Annotated in this window: 16 protein-coding genes; 6 read left to right on the forward strand and 10 right to left on the reverse strand. The window is 58.6% G+C overall.

What is annotated here, in order from left to right; all coding sequences use genetic code 11:
* Positions 1 to 9 precede the first annotated feature (9 nt).
* Positions 10 to 1,200: a phosphonate metabolism protein/1,5-bisphosphokinase (PRPP-forming) PhnN gene (gene phnN, locus ACRXB1_RS11495; protein WP_449492069.1), complete on the reverse strand. Its 1,191-nt coding sequence runs from the start codon at positions 1,198 to 1,200 to the stop codon at positions 10 to 12.
* Positions 1,201 to 1,207: 7 nt separating this feature from the next.
* Positions 1,208 to 2,044, reverse strand: a complete 837-nt coding sequence (gene nadC, locus ACRXB1_RS11500; RefSeq protein WP_062003691.1) for a carboxylating nicotinate-nucleotide diphosphorylase — start codon at positions 2,042 to 2,044, stop codon at positions 1,208 to 1,210.
* Between the two features lie 360 nt (positions 2,045 to 2,404).
* Here nadC and ACRXB1_RS11505 point away from each other — a divergent pair, with 360 nt between their 5' ends.
* Both ACRXB1_RS11505 and ACRXB1_RS11510 read left to right on the forward strand, forming a co-directional pair.
* The gene (locus tag ACRXB1_RS11505) at positions 2,405 to 2,530 is read left to right on the forward strand and encodes a hypothetical protein (RefSeq protein WP_449492070.1); all 126 of its coding nucleotides are present in this window, start codon (positions 2,405 to 2,407) and stop codon (positions 2,528 to 2,530) included.
* Between the two features lie 63 nt (positions 2,531 to 2,593).
* Positions 2,594 to 3,076, forward strand: a complete 483-nt coding sequence (locus ACRXB1_RS11510; protein WP_449492071.1) for a cupin domain-containing protein — start codon at positions 2,594 to 2,596, stop codon at positions 3,074 to 3,076.
* A 22-nt stretch (positions 3,077 to 3,098) separates the two neighbouring features.
* On the opposite strand, the gene ACRXB1_RS11515 is transcribed toward ACRXB1_RS11510, so the two are convergent.
* The 4 genes from ACRXB1_RS11515 to ACRXB1_RS11530 all read right to left on the reverse strand — a co-directional run bounded on the left by ACRXB1_RS11515 (position 3,099) and on the right by ACRXB1_RS11530 (position 7,631).
* Entirely contained in the window at positions 3,099 to 4,007 is a 909-nt protein-coding gene (locus tag ACRXB1_RS11515; protein ID WP_449492072.1) for a DMT family transporter, read from the reverse strand.
* A gap of 91 nt (positions 4,008 to 4,098) precedes the next feature.
* Positions 4,099 to 4,488, reverse strand: coding sequence for a tautomerase family protein (locus tag ACRXB1_RS11520; protein WP_449492073.1), 390 nt, complete (start codon positions 4,486 to 4,488; stop codon positions 4,099 to 4,101).
* Between the two features lie 97 nt (positions 4,489 to 4,585).
* Positions 4,586 to 5,425, reverse strand: coding sequence for an AraC family transcriptional regulator (locus ACRXB1_RS11525; protein WP_062171039.1), 840 nt, complete (start codon positions 5,423 to 5,425; stop codon positions 4,586 to 4,588).
* A gap of 22 nt (positions 5,426 to 5,447) precedes the next feature.
* Positions 5,448 to 7,631 (reverse strand): GAF domain-containing protein, encoded by a 2,184-nt coding sequence (locus ACRXB1_RS11530; protein WP_449492074.1) that lies wholly within the window; start codon positions 7,629 to 7,631, stop codon positions 5,448 to 5,450.
* A 200-nt stretch (positions 7,632 to 7,831) separates the two neighbouring features.
* On the opposite strand from ACRXB1_RS11530, the gene ACRXB1_RS11535 reads away from it, so the two are divergent.
* From ACRXB1_RS11535 to tdh, 3 genes are all read left to right on the forward strand, one after another.
* The gene (locus tag ACRXB1_RS11535) at positions 7,832 to 9,055 is read left to right on the forward strand and encodes a diguanylate cyclase (RefSeq protein ID WP_449492075.1); all 1,224 of its coding nucleotides are present in this window, start codon (positions 7,832 to 7,834) and stop codon (positions 9,053 to 9,055) included.
* A 224-nt stretch (positions 9,056 to 9,279) separates the two neighbouring features.
* Positions 9,280 to 10,479, forward strand: coding sequence for a glycine C-acetyltransferase (locus tag ACRXB1_RS11540; protein ID WP_449492076.1), 1,200 nt, complete (start codon positions 9,280 to 9,282; stop codon positions 10,477 to 10,479).
* 15 nt (positions 10,480 to 10,494) lie between these two features.
* Positions 10,495 to 11,523, forward strand: coding sequence for an L-threonine 3-dehydrogenase (gene tdh / locus ACRXB1_RS11545; protein WP_449492077.1), 1,029 nt, complete (start codon positions 10,495 to 10,497; stop codon positions 11,521 to 11,523).
* Between the two features lie 41 nt (positions 11,524 to 11,564).
* On the opposite strand, the gene ACRXB1_RS11550 is transcribed toward tdh, so the two are convergent.
* From ACRXB1_RS11550 to xylA, 4 genes are all read right to left on the reverse strand, one after another.
* Complete coding sequence (locus tag ACRXB1_RS11550) at positions 11,565 to 12,761, reverse strand: sugar ABC transporter permease (RefSeq protein ID WP_062171050.1); 1,197 nt, start codon at positions 12,759 to 12,761, stop codon at positions 11,565 to 11,567.
* A complete protein-coding gene (gene xylG, locus ACRXB1_RS11555; protein WP_375507413.1) occupies positions 12,758 to 14,314 on the reverse strand; it encodes a D-xylose ABC transporter ATP-binding protein in 1,557 nt (518 codons plus the stop codon). Before xylG ends, ACRXB1_RS11550 begins: the two co-directional genes overlap by 4 nt.
* 87 nt (positions 14,315 to 14,401) lie before the next feature.
* Positions 14,402 to 15,445, reverse strand: a complete 1,044-nt coding sequence (gene xylF, locus ACRXB1_RS11560; protein WP_231941558.1) for a D-xylose ABC transporter substrate-binding protein — start codon at positions 15,443 to 15,445, stop codon at positions 14,402 to 14,404.
* Between the two features lie 251 nt (positions 15,446 to 15,696).
* Positions 15,697 to 17,013 carry a xylose isomerase gene (xylA, locus tag ACRXB1_RS11565; RefSeq protein ID WP_174364734.1) on the reverse strand — a complete coding sequence of 439 codons (1,317 nt, stop codon included), beginning with the start codon at positions 17,011 to 17,013 and terminating at the stop codon, positions 15,697 to 15,699.
* Positions 17,014 to 17,263: 250 nt separating this feature from the next.
* Between xylA and ACRXB1_RS11570 the strand changes: the two genes are divergently transcribed.
* Positions 17,264 to 18,472: a XylR family transcriptional regulator gene (locus ACRXB1_RS11570; RefSeq protein WP_449492078.1), complete on the forward strand. Its 1,209-nt coding sequence runs from the start codon at positions 17,264 to 17,266 to the stop codon at positions 18,470 to 18,472.
* Positions 18,473 to 18,623 lie beyond the last annotated feature (151 nt).

Genomic DNA, 18,623 nt, shown 5'->3' on the forward strand with positions numbered 1-18,623 from the left:
TGATTTGCCTTACGGCCCGCGTGCCAAGCTGAAAGATGAAGCCGAGGCGCGCGGGCCGTAAGGCAAATCGATGATCACATGCGTGGAGCCAGCCGACCATTTCTTTGACAGGATGGATGCGACCGACCAGCGGTTCGAATCGAGTCCCAACGGCCGGGTGAATGCGTTGATCCGGTCATCGATCATTGAATGATTCAGGCGTCCGTTCCATGCAATGCAGCCACGCGCCTCCTGTACGCACCGCTGCACTTCCGCCCGAGTGAGGTCGACTCGGGCGACAGTCTCCATTGCGTCCGCGGTGCCTGCTGCCGACGTGATCGCACGTGACGACGTCTTCGGCATCGCGAGGCCGAACGCCGTGACGATCGGTACGACAATCAGCGTGATGCGGCTGCCGGGAATGCCGCCCATTGAATGCTTGTCAACGAGCATGGGTTCATTCCATTCGATGCGGGGTGACAGCCGTGCGCGCACCTTTGCAAGAGCCAGCACTTCAGGGTCGCTCAGATGCTGAGACGCCTGCAGAAGAAAGGCGTTGATATCGCGATCGGAATAGCGCAACGCGAGAATGTCATCGAGCACCGCGCCGTATTCGGTTTCATTGAGTGCATCGCCGGCAAGCTTGGCTTTCATCGCGGCCATGCTCGGCGCAGGCGGTTGGGTCGCACGGTCAAGCGCCGCGATGAAACGTCCGATGCCCTGCTCCAGCGTTCCATCGTTCGATACCCTGACGACTTCGACATCCGCCGGGAAAGGTTCGACCTTGCGCATCACGCGTTGCCGGACCTCTTCCGGCGTTTCCCGGCCCCGGGCGAGAATGCGCTCGGCGAGCACGGAAACCGGTGCACTCACCTCGATGACGACCAGATTCGGAACACAAGCGCGAAGCGCCTCGACCATCGCGCGAGATCCGTTGGCAATGACGTGGCGGCCATGCGCCAAGACACCGAGCAATTCGCGGCGCAAACCGTATTTCAAGCCATGCGCGGACCACGTAATCAGGAATCCGCCCTGACGTTCCAGCGCGGAAAACTCGGCTTCGCCCAGCGCTTCGTGGTCTTCTCCCGGCGAACCGTGAGCCCGGGTGATGACCCTTCGTGCGATCTCGAACGGACGGTCTGTACCACGCACCGCATCGATAAGCGAGTCCTTGCCGGCGCCACTCGGGCCCACAACAAAAAAGAAGATTCCGTCGGACATGACGCGATTACTCCGCTTCGTCCAGACCGATGTCCACACACAAGGAAGCCTGGTTGATCTTGCTGGTGGAAATATAGTCCACGCCCGTCTTCGCAATTTCGCCGATGGTCGTGAGGTTGATGCCACCGGATGCTTCCAGTTTCGTGCGGCCACCGACGAGTTCTACAGCCTTCGACATCTCCTGCACCGACATGTTGTCCAGCATGATGACGTCCACGCCGGCATCGAGCGCTTCCTGAACCTGTTCCAGCCGGTCGCATTCCACTTCGAGCTTCGTCAGCACAGGCAGTTGACGGCGCGCCCGTTGCACAGCTTTCGCAATGCCACCGCATACAGCAATGTGGTTGTCCTTGATCATCACGCCATTGTCGAGTCCAAGCCGATGATTCAGGCCGCCGCCGCACGTGACGGCATGCTTCTCCAGCATGCGAAGCCCCGGGGTGGTCTTGCGCGTATCGATGAGGCGAGCGCGCGTGCCTTCCACCGCTTTCACGTATTCGGCCGTGAGGTTGGCGATACCCGACATACGCTGCACGATATTGAGCGCCGTACGTTCCGCGGTCAGTACGCTCCTCGCGTTCCCGCGCACATCGAGCATGACAGCGCCCTTTTTCAGCCGGTCGCCGTCGCTGACACGCACCGCCACTTCCAGCGTGGGGTCATAGCGCTTGAACACACGGGCCGCCACGTCGATGCCTGACACGATCAGGTCCTCGCGGGCGTTCATGTAGAAGGCGCCGGTTTCATTCGCCTCGATCATGACCTGAGCGGTCAGGTCGCAGTATCCGATGTCTTCTGCCAGCCACGTATCGATCAGTCGGTCGGTTTGAAATACGTCGTACATTGCCATCTCCAGAGTTTTGTAAAAAGATCGAACAAAAAAATGTGCAGGAAACTAAAAAAATGTGCAGGAAACCGCTTCCAGCTTCGTATGTATGCCTAAACATATTGCCTGGAACGGGCTTGTAATTGCCCACTCGATTTAGGCCGATTTGGTGGCCTTGTCTTTTAAATATGTTTTTCAGAACTCGAAGCACCTGCCTCAGGACCACGTCGAGATTTACTTAGTGCTCTAAGTTGATGAACTAACTCTAGCGTACACATTATTTTTTTCCAAGAAGTTTTCGTATTGTTTTTTTGGTGCACAAGTGCCATTTTTTTGGTGATAGTTTGCTGCGCGTGCACATTTATCGGGAAAACCTCGATGGACTGGTTGGCCGACAAGCGCCTCGATAAAACTGCGTATATAGCGTGTACGCTATATACGCACGAAATCATGGTGGCTGAGCCTGGCGGAACCAACGTTCGTGAACAGGAAGCAATGCGCTGATTGCCCCACTCCGCTTGCTCCTCAACCGGTATCATCATTCTTCCCCCACAGGAAAAACAAAGAATGAGCCGACCTGAATTCATCAAACACTGGAACGAACTGGAAGAAGCCGAGGCGCACGTGTATCGCGGTGACACGGAACGCATGGCGCTCGACGCGCCCCTTTCCGATGCACTCGGCATCACGCGTATTGGCATTCATCATGTAAGACTCCTGCCGGGACGGCGGACGTCATATCCGCACGCTGAAAGTACGGAGCAGGAGTTTGTGTACGTGCTCGAAGGCAAGCCGGATGTCTGGATCGACGGCGTGCTGCACGCCATTACAGAAGGCGATTCTGTTGCGTTCCCGGCAGGGACCGGGATCTGCCACACGTTTATCAACAACACGAAAGAGGAAGTCAGGCTGATGGTGATAGGCGAGCGTCCGCGCGACGACAACCGCATACGTTATCCGCTTAACGAAGCTTACGAACGTGCGCGCCCGGATCGCTGGGTGGACTGGCCCACGAGAACGCTCGGCGAGCATGACGGCATGCCCGATTGAAGCAGCAGGGTCTCCCGGCCAGTCAAACTTCCTTGATCACGCGAGCGACTGCAGGCACGCGCCGTCCTGTCTGCAAAAGATAGACTCCGCCGAGGACGCACGACATCGCGACCAGATCAAGGGGCCTGATGGATTCATGTGCGAACCACACGCCCATTAGAAGTGCGATGACCGGCGGAATGTAGGTGACGCCTGACGCGGCGATCGCACCCAGCCTCCTTACGATGAAGTAATAAAGAATATATGCCGCGCCCGTCCCGAGCAGTCCCAAGCCGAGGACGAGGCCGGTCAACGCCCGCAGGTCATCTGCGATTCGAGTGACGCCGCGAAAATCCGTTATGCACACAATGATGGCCAATGCCAGCCCGATCTGATAGGTGGAAAGCGCGACCGGGGATATGTCAAGTTTCGATATAAACCTGCGCGCATAGACAAATGAACACCCTACGCTCATCGAGCCCGCAATCATGTAAAGCACGCCCGGCAAGCTCACGGCCGAAGTAGATGCAGCCCATGGCCGGGCGATCAGCAGGACACCGGCAAATCCACAGACCACGCCCGCGATCATGCGGCCTGTCGGACGTTCGGCACGAAGCAGGGCCCAGGCGCATACGAACGCGAACAGCGGTATGGCGCCGCTCAGCATGCCGGCCACGCTCGACGGCAGCAACGATGCACCCTTGGCGAACGCATAGTAGTACACCACCGTGGCCAATACGGACATGACGACAAAATGGTGGGCATGCCGGGAGTGGCGCCATTTCAGGGATCGCGACAAAAGCGCATATACGAGCAGCGGTACAAAACCGAACAGCACCCTCAACGCTACGATCTGCACGGGCGTGATCATCACGCTTGCCCATTTCATGAACAGAAAGTTCGTACCCCATATCAAACCCAATAAAGCGAATGCCGGATATGCGGGGTTCATGGTCACACCACCTTCAATGGTTGATCCGGTTGTTCGATTGAACCCGGATTTAAGACGCCGCCCGAAATGGTTTTCGCGGCCAGATCGGCCGCTACTTCGGTTCGTAATGCATCTCTCCGTTGCCGTACGACCAGTCCTCGCGGTTGACATCGACCAGATTGATGCAAATGTCTTCCTTTCGCAGGCCGGTTCCTTCATGGATGCCATTCGCCACCGCAAGATAAAACGCTTTCTTCACTTCAATGCTGCGTCCTGCATTCCATGTCACCTGGATCAACACGATCTCCGGCGTATAACTCACACCGAGATATCCCTCTTTCGGGTAAATGATTTCGTTCGCGGCATGACGCGAAAATACCTGGAACTTGTCGTGCACGGGCACGTTCGCCACGGTGATCATGGCTTTGTAGATGGCATCGCTGATGCCACTGACCATTTCCGGGGATGCATCCCTGGACAAATCGACTCTGACTAACGGCATCTTGTTACCTCGGCTAGTGATTGAAAAAACGGGCTTGAACCGCATTCCCATCATGGACGCAGGCTGACGATGCGATTTGAAGAATCTTGCGGTTTATTTAACGGATGGTGCTTGGCGAGACGCCATAGAAGCGGCGGAATTCACGGCTGAAATGGGCCTGGTCTGCGTAGCCGACCCTGATCGCCACTTCGCGAAGCGGGTGACCTTTGAGCAACAACCGCCTTGCCTGGTCAACGCGCCGTTGCATCAGATAGGCGTGGGGCGGCAAGCCGACAGCAAGCTTGAACTGACGCAACAAATGGAAGGAACTCAGGCCGGCTGCAGTGGCGATTTCATCGAGTGTCGGGTTCGCTTCAATGCAACTGTCGATATATTCACGCGCACGCGTGACTGCACCAGACGCGGCGCCCGGCAGAAAGCCAGGCCGCTCGCCCTGTCCGTGGCGCGACGCGAGCTGGCGAAGCGCCAGCGTAAGCCGGGTGCTTTTTTCCAGCCACGACACGTCCGGTGATTCCGAGCACGAATGCGCTGCCCGCATCACGCGAACCAAGGCGGGATCGTCGATTACAGGGTCATTGAAATACGGTAAGGCACTTTCCGGCAATGCTCCCTCAATACCAAGGATGTTCGCCAGTGCCGAACGCGGCAGATAGATCATCCGATAGTCCCATCCGCCCTCGGTCGCCGGGCCGCCCTCGTGGAACTGGCCCGGGTTGATTACGCAGATCGTGCCGGCCGGCATGACCGTGCGCTCGCGCTGGCCTTCGGAAAACATCTGCGCGCCACGTTCGATAAAACCAAGCGCGTATTCGTCGTGGGAATGCTGCGGGAAGGTATGCGTCGGATAGGTCGCACGCAGGAACTCTGTATTGAACAACGACGGCTCGCGCCAGAGCTTCGCGCGATTTTCCTGCGGCGGCAAAATGAAGTCATTCATGGGCCGCCGTCCTCCTGCAAGGCTAAATCGTCACGGTGAAACACGCTTCATTATCGGTGAAGACTGCATCGAGCGTTGCACCATGGCCTCTGACGATGGCATTGGCAATGTAGAGGCCAAGGCCCATTCCGCCCTTGTTGTTCGGACTGGCAAGCGCACCGCTCTTGAAAGGATCCACCAGTCGCGCAAACGACACCGTCTGTTTGCGCAACAAACGGTTGCGAATTGCAATCGTTCTAAGGACCCCATTCAGCGCCCCGGTAATCCGGATCGGTTCGCTCATGTCCCCATGCTGGCGCGCATTATTGACCAGGTTCCCGAGGGCTTGCGCAAACCGGTCTTCATCGAGTTCGGCATCGCCCAGTTCAGGACATGCATATTCTATGGTGATGCCCGGGTAAGTCTGGCGAAGCTGATTGACCGTCGCATTCAATGATTCGGTCAGCGGCGTTTTCCGGCGCTCGAGGATCAGGCCCATGCCCGCTCTGATGCGGCTGACATCGAGTATGTAGGTGATGAGCGATTGCATTCGCCGTGTCGATCCCTCCACACGCTGCGCCGCGTCTTGCACGCTCGCCAGACCGCTGCGCATGAGCTGGACCGCCAGATCCACCGATTGCAGCGGATCGCGCAAATCGTGAGCGAGCGTGGCCAACAAAATCATCCGGGAGCGATCTGCATCGCGCAAACGCTGCAGCGCGACGTCCTGCAAAATAGACTTGAGTTCGCGCGCGGCGAAAACGTCGGTCTCCGTCCAGGCGCGGCAACGTCCGGTCACGACCTGTTTCCACGATTCGAACGAAGCGCGCGGCGTGAGACGCGCTCCGTTCGGCCCCATCGAGACCACTTTGTCCGGCGCACCCGCCCAGTTGATCGTTTGCACGAGTTCGTTGCGCAACCAGATGATCGTGATGCGCGCGTCGCCGTTCATTTGAATGGCAAGCAGTCCCGCGGCAACGCCCGTTGGTGTCATTGGCCTGATCAGGTGCGGCTGCGTGTCGGCGAGCGATTCAATGACGATCAAGTCGGAACCCGCTTCGCGCATGTGCTCCGCAATACCAAGGAGCGCCGCTTTATCGACGAGCCAGGGTGCATCGAGCATCACGGTCTGGCCATCGACGACAATCGCCACCGCATCGCTTCCGATCATTGCCGAAATGCCGCTTGCCGCGGCCACCAGCCCTGCGACGGGATCGTCGGCTTGCCGCATCGCAAAAGCCACTTCCGCGCCCAGGACCCGCACGCTTTGCTCGGCCGTGACGCGTTGTTCGAGTTCGAGTTGCTGAAGCAGGATGGTCACCACTTCCATGAACAAGATGCACGACAGCCGGATTGCATGAGGAACGCGGTGGTCGCTCATATGGTGGCAGGCGATCATGCCCCACAGGCGCTCGTTGATGACAATGGAAATGCTCATTGAAGCAGCAACGCCCATGTTCTTCAGATATTCGATATGAACCGGCGACACGCTGCGCAAGACGGAGTGGCTGAGATCGTAAGGGCGATTCGTTTCAAGATTCAACAAGGGTTCGATCGGCACAGCGACAGCGTTGACCGAGGAGATCTGCCGGATCGGACTCAGCACATAAAGCCGGCGCGCTTGTGCGGGGATGTCCCCGGAGGGAAAACGCTGATACAGGTACGACACCAGGTCTTCCCGACGCGACTCGCCAATGACCTCTCCGCTATCGTCCGCGAGAAACCGGTACGCCATCACCCGGTCGCATTCGGTCATGACCCTGACGGTGTCCGCCGCGGCCTGCAGCACTTCGTTGACCGATGTGTACTTGCGCTCCTGCAAACGCCGGATCGTGCTCCGAGCGAGCGCTGCGTAATGCGCCAGCATGACGGTCTGGTCGGCGATATGCTCCCACTCGACCATCAGGTTATCGTCGGACCAATGCATGACCAGGTCAAATCGCATGCCGTCATTTCTTTCCCACTCGACGCTGTCGCCGGCGTGGCTGGGGTCTTGAAGGGCGGCATCGATCGCAATGCGTGCTGAGGCGTTCAGATAGCGCGGAGTCAGCGCCTCGCCAATTCCGGGCAAGGTACCCAGCCATGTTTCAGCCGTGCTGCTGCGTGCCAGCACACGGCCGTCCGAGGCAAAACAGATCAGTGCCCCGTGCGGCTGGATGCTCCCAGGGGCTTGAATCGGCTCGTTTTCACAAGAGATGAGCGTATCGGTCGGCAGGCTATTGTTCATGTGACAGCTTACGCGCTGCAGATCAGTTAATTTAATGTATTTTGAGATAGGTTATTTTCCGGCTATGCCGACTTCAAATAAAAACCTTCAATCGGGCCGCTCGCGTACTGATAATTGCATTCCAATGCGCGCTATCTTGCGCACGATAAAAATGACTTATCATGTTGCCCCAAACGGCGACATCGAAAAAATGGCGAGAGATGGCAGAACTGACCGAAATTTCACGGTTTGACGCCGGGACGAATTTCAAACTTGACAGGCTATGGTCGGAGTTCGAAGACGCGTCGGTGGAACATGAGTTCCAGCGTTATCAGCGCGTCGCGCACCACACTGCGCTCGTGCGGACGCTCGTTTTCTGCAGCCTTTTCTACATCGCCTTCGCCATCACCGACGTCGGCGCCCTTGGCTATTCCCGGGCGGCTCTCCTGCTGTTTCTGGCGCGCTGCCTGGTCGGGCTGACCTGCGCAATCTGTTTGCGTGCCGCAAGCGCACAGCGCAATTCCGTCCCCGCGCTGCGTGCAGCGGCGAGCGTGGTGGAAATCGTCGGCTTCGCGGTCTTCATGCTGATCACGTGGCTGCGGTCGGGCGGAATGTCGGTTCACGAGATGTCCATGTGCATCATGTTGATCGTCGCCTACAACTTCATTCCGAACAAGCTGGTCTATGCTCTCGCGATCAGCGTGGCGGCGACGTTTGCATTTATCGCCATTTCCTCGGCGTCGCGCATGCTCGATCCGTCGTCGCTGCTGACTTCGTCCATGCTGCTCGTATTTACCAACGCCCTCGGTTACGTCACTGCCCGCCGCCATAACCGGCTCGCACGCGACGAGTTCTGCCAGCACGCGCTGCTCAGGAATCTGTCGGTTCGCGACTACCTGACAAGTTGTTTCAACAGGCGCTACCTCACCGACGTGCTGTTCAACGCGGAACTCCAGCGAGCACGCGAAACCCGGTCGAAACTCGCGGTGGTCCTGTGCGACATCGACCAGTTCAAACAGATCAACGACAGTTACGGCCACCCCGCCGGCGACGCAGTCATCCGGACATTTTCAGCCTTGTTGCTCGCGCACACACGCCATGACGTGGACAGCGTCATTCGCTATGGCGGAGAAGAATTCGTCCTGCTGTTGCCGCGAACCGATATTGCCGGCGCCACGGCGCTCGCAGAACGCATGCGGCAGGCATTCGAAATGGCTGCGTCGAAAGCATGGGACGGACGCGAGATACGTGCTACCGCGAGCTTCGGCGTGGTGGTCGTGGATTGTGCACGCAGCACAGCGCGCGTGACCGAGGACAGCGTGATCGGAGCGGCGGATGCGCAGCTTTATCGGGCGAAAGACTCGGGGCGTAACCGGGTTTGCGCCGACGCATCGCCGATCGCGACGGACCAGGATGCGGGCCAGGGAATGATCGCGGCAGTTTAAGGTCGGGGGCGGGCGGCTAGCCGTGCCAGATACTGTTGCCCAACACCACCGTATTTTTCTGGCGGCGCATTCAGGCGCTCGGCCGCCGCAAAATGCTGTTCGGGATCACGATCAAATCAGCTAAGCTGATGCCTGATCAAGAAGCCTAGCGCAACAAACCGCCATTGGACGCAAAGCCATCACAAGTGGCCCAGCGGACCTCGCATTACACAGGAGACCAGTACATGCATGATCCGTATATTGCACATGCACGCAATACGCTCGACCAAATCCGCGCAGACGGTTTCTACAAGTCCGAGCGCGTCATATCCAGTCCTCAATCAGCCGATATCCAGCTCGCCACCGGCGACGAAGTGCTCAACTTCTGCGCCAACAATTATCTCGGCCTGGCCAATGATCCCCGCCTGATCGAAGCAGCGAAAGCAGGCCTCGACCGCGATGGTTTCGGCATGGCCTCGGTGCGATTCATCTGCGGCACGCAAAGCGTTCACAAGGAACTCGAACAGGCGCTGGCGTCGTTTTTGCAAACGGACGACTGCATTCTTTACTCGAGTTGCTTCGACGCCAATGGCGGCTTGTTCGAGACCTTGCTCGACGAGTCCGACGCGATCATCAGCGACGAACTCAATCACGCGAGCATTATCGACGGCGTGCGTTTGTCGAAGGCAAAGCGCTATCGCTACAAGAATAACGATCTCGCCGATCTGGAAACCAGGCTACGTGAAGCCGACGCAGCCGGCGCGCGCTTCAAGCTGATCGCAACCGACGGCGTGTTTTCAATGGACGGCATCTTTGCCGATCTCGCCGGCATCTGCGATCTGGCGGACCGTTATGGCGCGCTCGTGATGGTCGACGATTCGCACGCTGTGGGGTTTATCGGCGAGCATGGGCGCGGCACGCCTGAACATTGCGGCGTGCTTTCGCGCATCGACATCATCACGGGTACGCTCGGCAAGGCGCTCGGCGGCGCATCGGGTGGCTATGTTGCCGCGCGCCGCGAGATTGTCGAGTTGTTGCGCCAGCGCTCCCGTCCCTACCTGTTTTCCAACACGCTCACGCCGAGCATTGCCGCGGCCACGCTCAAGGTGCTCGAACTGCTCGGCAGCGCCGAAGGCGCCGAGTTGCGCTCGCGTGTAAGCAGCAACGGCGCGCGTTTTCGCAACGCCATGAGCGCGCTCGGCTTTACGCTCGTGCCCGGCGAACATCCGATCATCCCCGTGATGCTCGGCGACGCCCAGGTTGCGTCCCGCATGGCCGATGCACTCCTGCAGGAAGGCGTCTACGTGATCGGCTTTTCGTTTCCGGTCGTGCCCAAGGGTCGCGCCCGCATCCGCACGCAGATGAGCGCCGCGCATACGCCGGAGCAAATCGATCGCGCCGTCGATGCGTTCGCGCGTGTTGGCCGTTCACTCGGCATCATCTAGGACATCGAGACCATCATGAAAGCATTGGCCAAGCTGGAACGCGCACCGGGGCTGACACTGACGCACGTGACGAAGCCCGAGGTCGGGCACAACGACGTGATGATCCGCATCACGCGCACCGCGATCTGCGGCACCGACATCCATATCTGGAAATGGGATGACTGGGCTCAAAAAACCATTCCCGTTCCCATGCATGTGGGGCACGAATATGTTGGCGAGATCGTGGAAATGGGACAAGAGGTACGCGGATTCGCAATTGGCGATCGCGTCTCGGGTGAAGGCCATATCACGTGCGGCTTCTGCCGTAATTGCCGTGCGGGACGGCGGCATTTGTGTCGCAACACGGTCGGCGTCGGTGTAAACCGGCCGGGCGCGTTCGCTGAATTCCTGGTGATTCCAGCGTTCAACGCCTTCAAGATCCCGCCGGAAATCTCCGATGACCTCGCGGCGATCTTCGATCCGTTCGGTAACGCCACGCACACGGCGTTGTCGTTCAATCTCGTCGGCGAAGACGTGTTGATTACAGGCGCAGGCCCTATCGGCATCATGGCCGTGGCGATTGCAAAACATGTTGGCGCACGCAATGTGGTGATTACCGACGTGAACGAATATCGCCTCGAACTTGCGCGGAAGATGGGGGCGACGCGCGCCGTGAATGTTACGCAGACTGCACTGCGCGATGTGATGGCGGAACTTCACATGACGGAAGGCTTCGATGTGGGACTGGAAATGTCCGGCGTGCCGAGTGCATTCAAGGGGCTGCTCGAGGCCATGAATCATGGCGGCAAGGTCGCGATGCTGGGCATTCCGCCAGCGGAGATGGCGATAGACTGGACCCAGGTCATCTTCAAGGGACTGGAAATCAAGGGCATCTACGGACGCGAGATGTTCGAGACCTGGTACAAGATGGTGGCCATGTTGCAGAGTGGGCTTGATCTTTCGCCGATCCTGACGCATCGGTTTGCGGTCGATGATTATCAGCAGGCGTTTGCCGCCATGCTTTCCGGGCAGAGCGGAAAGGTGATTCTGGATTGGACCGTATAGTGCCTGACGCTCGGGGGCATGTGCATGCCCCCGTTATCGCCTTAACGCCGATCCCCTGAAATCACATCGATCCACACCGCCAGCACCAGGATCCCGCCCTTCACGATCATCTGCCAGTAAGAATCGACATCGAGCATCGACATGCCGTTGTCGAGGCTTGCCATCACCAGCGCACCAATCAGCGCTCCGTAGACCGTGCCGGAACCGCCGCGCATCGATGTCCCGCCGATAAAACATGCCGCGATTGCATCCAGTTCGCCCATCGTCCCCGCAGATGGCGACCCCGCCGCCAACCGTGCGGTGTTGATCAGCCCGCCAAGCGCGCACATCAATCCCATCAGCGCGAAAATCATCAGCTTCACGCGATTGGTATTCACGCCCGACAAACGGGTCGCCTCGAGATTGGAACCCACGGCATAGATGCGCCGGCCAAACACGGTCTGCGTGGCAATGTAGGTAAAGATCCCAAGCAGCGCCAGCAGCAACAGTACAGGCACCGGAATCCCGCCATACCGGTTCAGCGTCGTCACGAACGCAACCAGCACCAGACCTGCCGCGATTATCTTGACGCCATCCTGCCAGAGCGGCACGACGGCGAGCTTGTATCGCTGCCGGTTCTGCCGCTGACGCACGGTCAACGCAACGAGTATCACGAACATGACCAGTGCCAGTGCGTTGCCGGCCAGTCGGGGCAAGTACCCCTGCCCGATGAAGACCAGATGCTCCGATGCAGGCGCGATAGTCGAGCCGCCTGTCACCCCGAGCAGCACGCCGCGATAGGCCAGCATCCCGCCGAGACCTACAATGAACGAGGGCACCCGCAGATACGTGGACCACCATCCATTGAAGAGCCCGATCGCGACGCCAAGCAGCATCACGGCGGGCACCGTGAACTGGATTGGCCAGTGATATGAAACATCGAGAATCGCAGCCACGCCGCCGAGCAGTCCAAGCAGCGATCCAACCGACAAGTCGATCTCACCGGCAATGATCACGAAGACCATGCCGCATGCAAGCATGCCGGTAATCGACATCTGCCTGAGGAGGTTCGACAGGTTTCGCGGCGTGACGAACGCGCCATCGGTCAGGAATGAAAAGAAGATCCAGATGACCGCAACCGCAAGCAGCAGCGCAAGCAGCTTATAGCGCGTGAACACTTGCCTGAAGCGTTGACCGGAACTCGTGCGCACATTACCGGCTGTGCTGCGCTTTGGGGACGAAGTCACGTCAGGTGTCATGCGACGCTCGCTTGGATAGGGGTTGCCTGGGATGGCGCGCCAATGGCTGCAGCCAGGATATGTTCTTGCGTCAGTCCTTCGTTGATGAAATCGCCGCGCAGTTCGCCTTCGCCTATCACGAGCACGCGGTCGCTGACACCAAGTACTTCATTGAGCTCCGATGATACGACGATGATCGATACCCCTCGCCGTGCCAGCGCAAACATCAGCTTGTAGATCTCGAACTTGGCGCCGACATCCACACCACGAGTGGGTTCATCGAGGATCAGGATGGCGGGGTTCGTCAGCAGCATCTTGGTCAGCACGGCCTTCTGCTGGTTGCCGCCCGACAAGCTCGCAATGGACAACATGGGCGTCGCGGCGCGAACCGACAACCGCTTCATCTCGGTGTGAATGGTGTCGAGTTCCGCAGCGGAATCAATACGGCCGCCCTTTGCGAAGCGTGTGAGGACAGCCAACGTGATGTTATGACCCACCCCGAGTTGCGGCACGATGCCATGGCGCTTCCGGTCTTCCGGCACCATCCCGATACCGGCATTGATGGCATCGGCGGGCGTCCTGATCTTCAGTTTCTTGCCATTCAGATAAACATCCGCCTCGCTCACCCCGGGATACGCGCCGAAGATGGCCTGCATCAGTTCCGTCCGCCCTGCACCCACCAGCCCTGCCACGCCGAGAATCTCGCCCTTGCGCAGCGAGAAAGAAACGTTGTCCACGCGCTTTCGCTGCGCATTGGTGACGTCGAGACACGTTACGTTCCTGGCCTCGAAAATCACCTCGCCAATCTCATGCGGCTCCCGTGGAAACAGATTCTTGATTTCGCGGCCCACCATCATCGCAATGATGGCGTCCGTCCCCAAACCCTTCATGGGCTGCGTGGCGACGTGCTTGCCATCGCGGATCACGGTGACTGTGTCGCATACGGCTTCGACTTCATCGAGCTTGTGCGAGATATAGACGCACGCGACGCCTCGCTTCTTCAGATCGCGCACTATATCGAGCAGGATACTGATCTCGCTTGCCGTCAATGACGACGATGGTTCATCCAGAATCAGCAGCTTCGCGCGTTTGTTCAAGGCCTTCGCAATCTCGATCAGTTGCTGATGACCACCGCCGTAGTTCATCACAGGCTGCGCGACGTTGATGCCGCTGATGTTGAGGCCGCGCAGCAATTCGTCGGCGCGCTGATACATCGCGGCATAGTTCATCCGGCCGCCGCTCAACGTGATTTCATTGCCGAGGAAGATGTTTTCCGCGACGGACAATTGCGGCACGAGCATCAGTTCCTGGTGGATGATGACAATGCCGGCGTTCTCGGTATCGCGGATGTTCATCGCACGTAAAGGCTCACCTTCCCAAAGGATCTCGCCATCCCATGTTCCATGCGGATAGACGCCTGAGAGGACCTTCATCAGCGTCGACTTGCCCGCGCCATTTTCGCCGCACAAGCCGACGCATTCACCGGGCGCCACCACCAGGTCGATACCGTCGAGCGCCTTCACCCCGCCAAACGTCTTGACGATGCCGTGCATTTCCAGCAGCGCATTTGCCATGCATATGTCCCTGACGTGATTGCGCGTGAAGGCCGCTATAGAAGCGCTCTTCAGACCCTCACGCGCCGCTCATCGATGCACCAAGTGTCAATTGCCAGCCAGTTGCGACTGGGTATAGAAACCATCCTTGATGACGGTATCGACATTGGCCTTCGTCAGGAGCGTCGGCTGCAGCAACACGGTATCGACCTGCTTCTTGCCGTTGTCGTACTTGGCGTTGAAGGCAGGCGGCTGTCCTTTCGCCAGATCGACAGCGAGCTTTGCTGCGTCGCCCGCAATCAGCTTGAGCGGCTTGTACACCGTCATGGTCTGCGTGCCGTCAACGAGGCGCTTGACTGCGGCCAGGTCTGCGTCCTGGCCCGAAATGGGCACCTTGCCCGCCAGTTTCTGCGCGGCAAGCGCCTGAATGGCGCCGCCGGCCGTGCCGTCGTTGGACGCCACGATAGCGTCGATCTTGTTGTTGTTCGCCGTCAACGCATCTTCGGTGATGCGCAGCGCGGTCGCGGCGCTCCATTCCGGCACCCATTGCTGACCGACGACCTTGATGTCACCGCGATCGATGGCCGGCTTCAGGATCTTCATCTGACCTTCACGCAACATCTTCGCGTTGTTGTCGGTCGGTGCGCCGCCCAGCAAAAAGTAATTGCCCTTGGGCTGCGCGTTGAAGACCCCTTGCGCCTGCATTTCGCCGACTTTTTCGTTGTCGAAGGAAATGTAGGCATCGACATCTGCATCGAGAATCAAGCGGTCATAAGACACGATCTTGATACCCGCCTTGTGCGCTTCGGCAACTACATTGCCAAGCGTCTTCGAATTGAAAGGCACGATCACGATGACATCGACTCCGCGCGAGATCAGATTTTCGATCTGCGAGATCTGGCGCGCCTCGCTGGCATCGGCGGATTGCACCGAGACCTTCGCGCCCAGCTTGGTCGCTGCTGCAACGAAATAGTCGCGGTCGCGTGACCAACGCTCGACCCGCAAGTCATCGATACAAAAGCCGATCTCGGGTTTGTCCTTACTGGCATGCGCAAGCGATGGAATCAGGGATACGCTGGCGAACATCGCACCGCACGCGAACGTGGCCAGAATTGAACGGCGCATTGCAGACTTCCGCATTGCAGACTTCATGTCTCACTCCTTTTTTATGGTTGACTAGCCGATGCATCCCCTGCGTAGCCGGTCACGGCCACGCATGTGCGAGAGAAAGAGACGTCGGCGGAATCTACTGCGTGCGCCGCGAATTCGTGTTCACGGTCGTCGTTTTACGAAAGCTTGTGTCTTTGGATTTTTGCTTAGCCTGGCCTTTATGCGCATCTGGCGCAATTGCGAAATCAGCCGGGCGCTTTAACGTTTTTCCTTGAGGCTTTCAGACTTGAACGTCAGCCGTAAATCGCCCGGTTGACGATGTTCTCCAGATACTCCTGTTGCCCGCTCACATGCTGAGGGTTAACACGGCGTCCGAGTGCGTCAATGGCAAGCGATTCAAGAGAGTAACCGCCCGAGAGAATCTTGCGGCCGAATTCCGTATCCCAGCCTTCATAACGGTGCTTCTTGAATTCCTCCAGCTTGTCATTTTCAATCAGTACGGCCGCTCGTTCCAGGGCAATCGCAATGACATCGATAGCGCCAATATGGCCGTAGAACAAGTCCTCGGGGGCAACGCTCTGGCGCCGCACTTTTGCATCGAAATTCATGCCGCCTGTGCTAAAGCCGCCGTGCTTCAGGATCTCATAGAGCGCAAGCGTCAACTCTTCAACGCTGTTCGGAAACTGATCGGTGTCCCAGCCGTTTTGCGGGTCGCCGCGGTTTGCATCGACACTGCCGAAGATGCCGAGCGCATAAGCCGTCGCGATCTCATGGTGAAATGAATGACCCGCGAGCGTTGCGTGATTTGCTTCTATGTTCACGCGGATTTCATTTTGCAAACCGAACTGCGTGAGAAACCCGTGGACGGTGGCGACATCGTAATCGTATTGATGTTTGGTCGGCTCCTGCGGCTTCGGTTCGATCAGCAGAGCGCCCTTGAAGCCGGTCTTGTGCTTGTGCTCCACGACCATGTTGAGAAAGCGACCGAGCTGGTCGCGTTCGCGCTTGAGGTCGGTGTTCAGCAGCGTGTCATAACCTTCGCGCCCGCCCCACAGCACATAGTTCTCGCCACCCAGACGATGCGTCGCTTCCAGCGCCTGAAAAACCTGCGTGGCCGCAAAAGCAAACACTTCGGGATTCGGACTGGTTGCAGCGCCCGCAGCATAACGCGGATGCGAAAAGAGGTTTGCCGTGCCCCACAGCAGCTTGATACCCGTCTCTTCCTGCTTGGCCGCAAGATAGTCGGTCACGCCTTTGAAGTTGTTGACGTAGTGCTTGATGCTGTCGCCTTCGGGGGCGACGTCGGTATCGTGGAAGGTGTAGTACGGCGCGCCGAGTTTTGCGAAAAACTCGAAGGCGGCGTCGGCCTTCAGATGCGCACGTTCTATGGCGTCGCCGGGTTGCTGCCACGGCCGGTGAAACGTGCCCTGCCCGAACATGTCCACGCCCGGCCACACAAAGGAATGCCAGTAGCAGACGGCGAGCCGCAAGTGATCTTCCATGCGTTTGCCGAGCACCAGCTTGTCGCGGTCGTAGTGACGGAAGGCAAACAGGTTGTCGGACTCAGGGCCTTCATAGCGCACGGCCGGCAGGTGTTCGAAATACGACATGGGCGTCTCCGTCTTTTAATGTGACGCCATGCTGCCAGCTTGGTCCGCCTCGGGGCAATTGCGAAATCCGCCAGCGCGCATGGTGATTCTTGGGCTAAGTGGAAATCAGGCTGGCGGCAGACCTGTCACGAGGCCTAGAATCAGCAAACGCTAAAAAGCGGCGAGAACAAAACACAGAGGCGCATATTGCGCCGCAACGGAGATGACGGGCATCTCGCTGCAATGCGGCGCGAGACCCGTCCGGAGCTCGATGACACGACCCCAGACCGCTCAGGCTTCGCACAGGATCGCGCTGCTGTTCAACGCGAACAAGGTGTATGACCGCGAGGTGATCACGGGCATTGGCAACTACCTGCTCTCTACGCGCGTTGCGTGGGACCTGTTCCTGGAGGAGGATTTCCGCTGCCGGCTTAACGGGATTGAACGCTTTGAAGGCGATGGCATCATCGCGGACTTCGACGATCCTGCCGTGGCCGAGGCGCTCGGCGATTCGCAGTTGCCCGTAGTTGCAGTGGGTTCATCGTATGCGGACTGCGCATGTTATCCGGCCAACTTGCCCTACATTGCCACCGATAACGCCAAGCTCATGTCATTGGCGTACACCCATCTGATAGGCGCGGGCCTGCAGCGTTTCGCGCTCTATAGCCTGCCGGAGTCGCCCGAGAACCGCTGGGCGCAGGAACGCGAATTGGCATTCAAGGCGCTGCTTGCGGCGGATGGACTTGAAGCCGATATTCATCGCGGATTGCCGACCAGCGCGCCGGTCTGGAGTCAGGCAAGTGCGCAACTGACATCGTGGCTGGAGAGTCTGCCGAAGCCCGTGGGTGTAATCGCCGTCACCGATGCCCGCGCGCGTCACTTGCTTCAGGCGTGCCTTATTTCGGGCATACCCGTGCCTGAACAGGTTGCGATCATCGGCATAGACAACGATCCGTTGACGCGCTCGCTTACACGCATACCGCTTTCTTCAGTCATTCAGGGTACCGAAGAAATGGGCCGAACCGCCGCGCATCTGCTTCATCAGATGCTGGGCGGTGCCCGATTCCATGGCAGACGGATTCTCGTGCCGCCTGTCGGCATCAACGTGCTTGAATCGACACGCCATCAACCGGTTTCGAGCCCCTATGTCATGCGTGCTCGCCACTACATCCGGCAGTACGCGTGCCAGGGCATCAAGACCGAACAGGTGGCCGATTATGTTGGCGTATCGCGCTCCTCGCTTGAGGATTATTTCCGGCGTGAACTCGGTCATACGGTGCATCAGGAGATCCTTAACCACAAGCTCGATGTCGCGAAGCAGCTTCTCGCGCGCCACGACCTTTCCAGCGCGGAAGTCGCCATCCGATGTGGCTTTACGTCGTTGCAATACATGTACGCCGTATTCCGGCGCGAGCTCGACTGCACGCCGCGCGAGTATCAGGAGCGGCTGCCCGTCGCGCCATGCGACCAGACCGGCTGACCCCTCTTTCATGAACCTTGCTGCCATGCCTACCATCGCCCGACCAGGCTCTGTCCGCGTAAGCGCCGAACGCTGGGGTGCGCTGGAAAGGTCGTGGCGCGCGAGAAGCTGCTTCGCGACATCGAGCTTGTGGTTAAGGATCTCCTGATGA

The sequence above is a fragment of the Caballeronia sp. M23-90 genome, assembly GCF_053574605.1.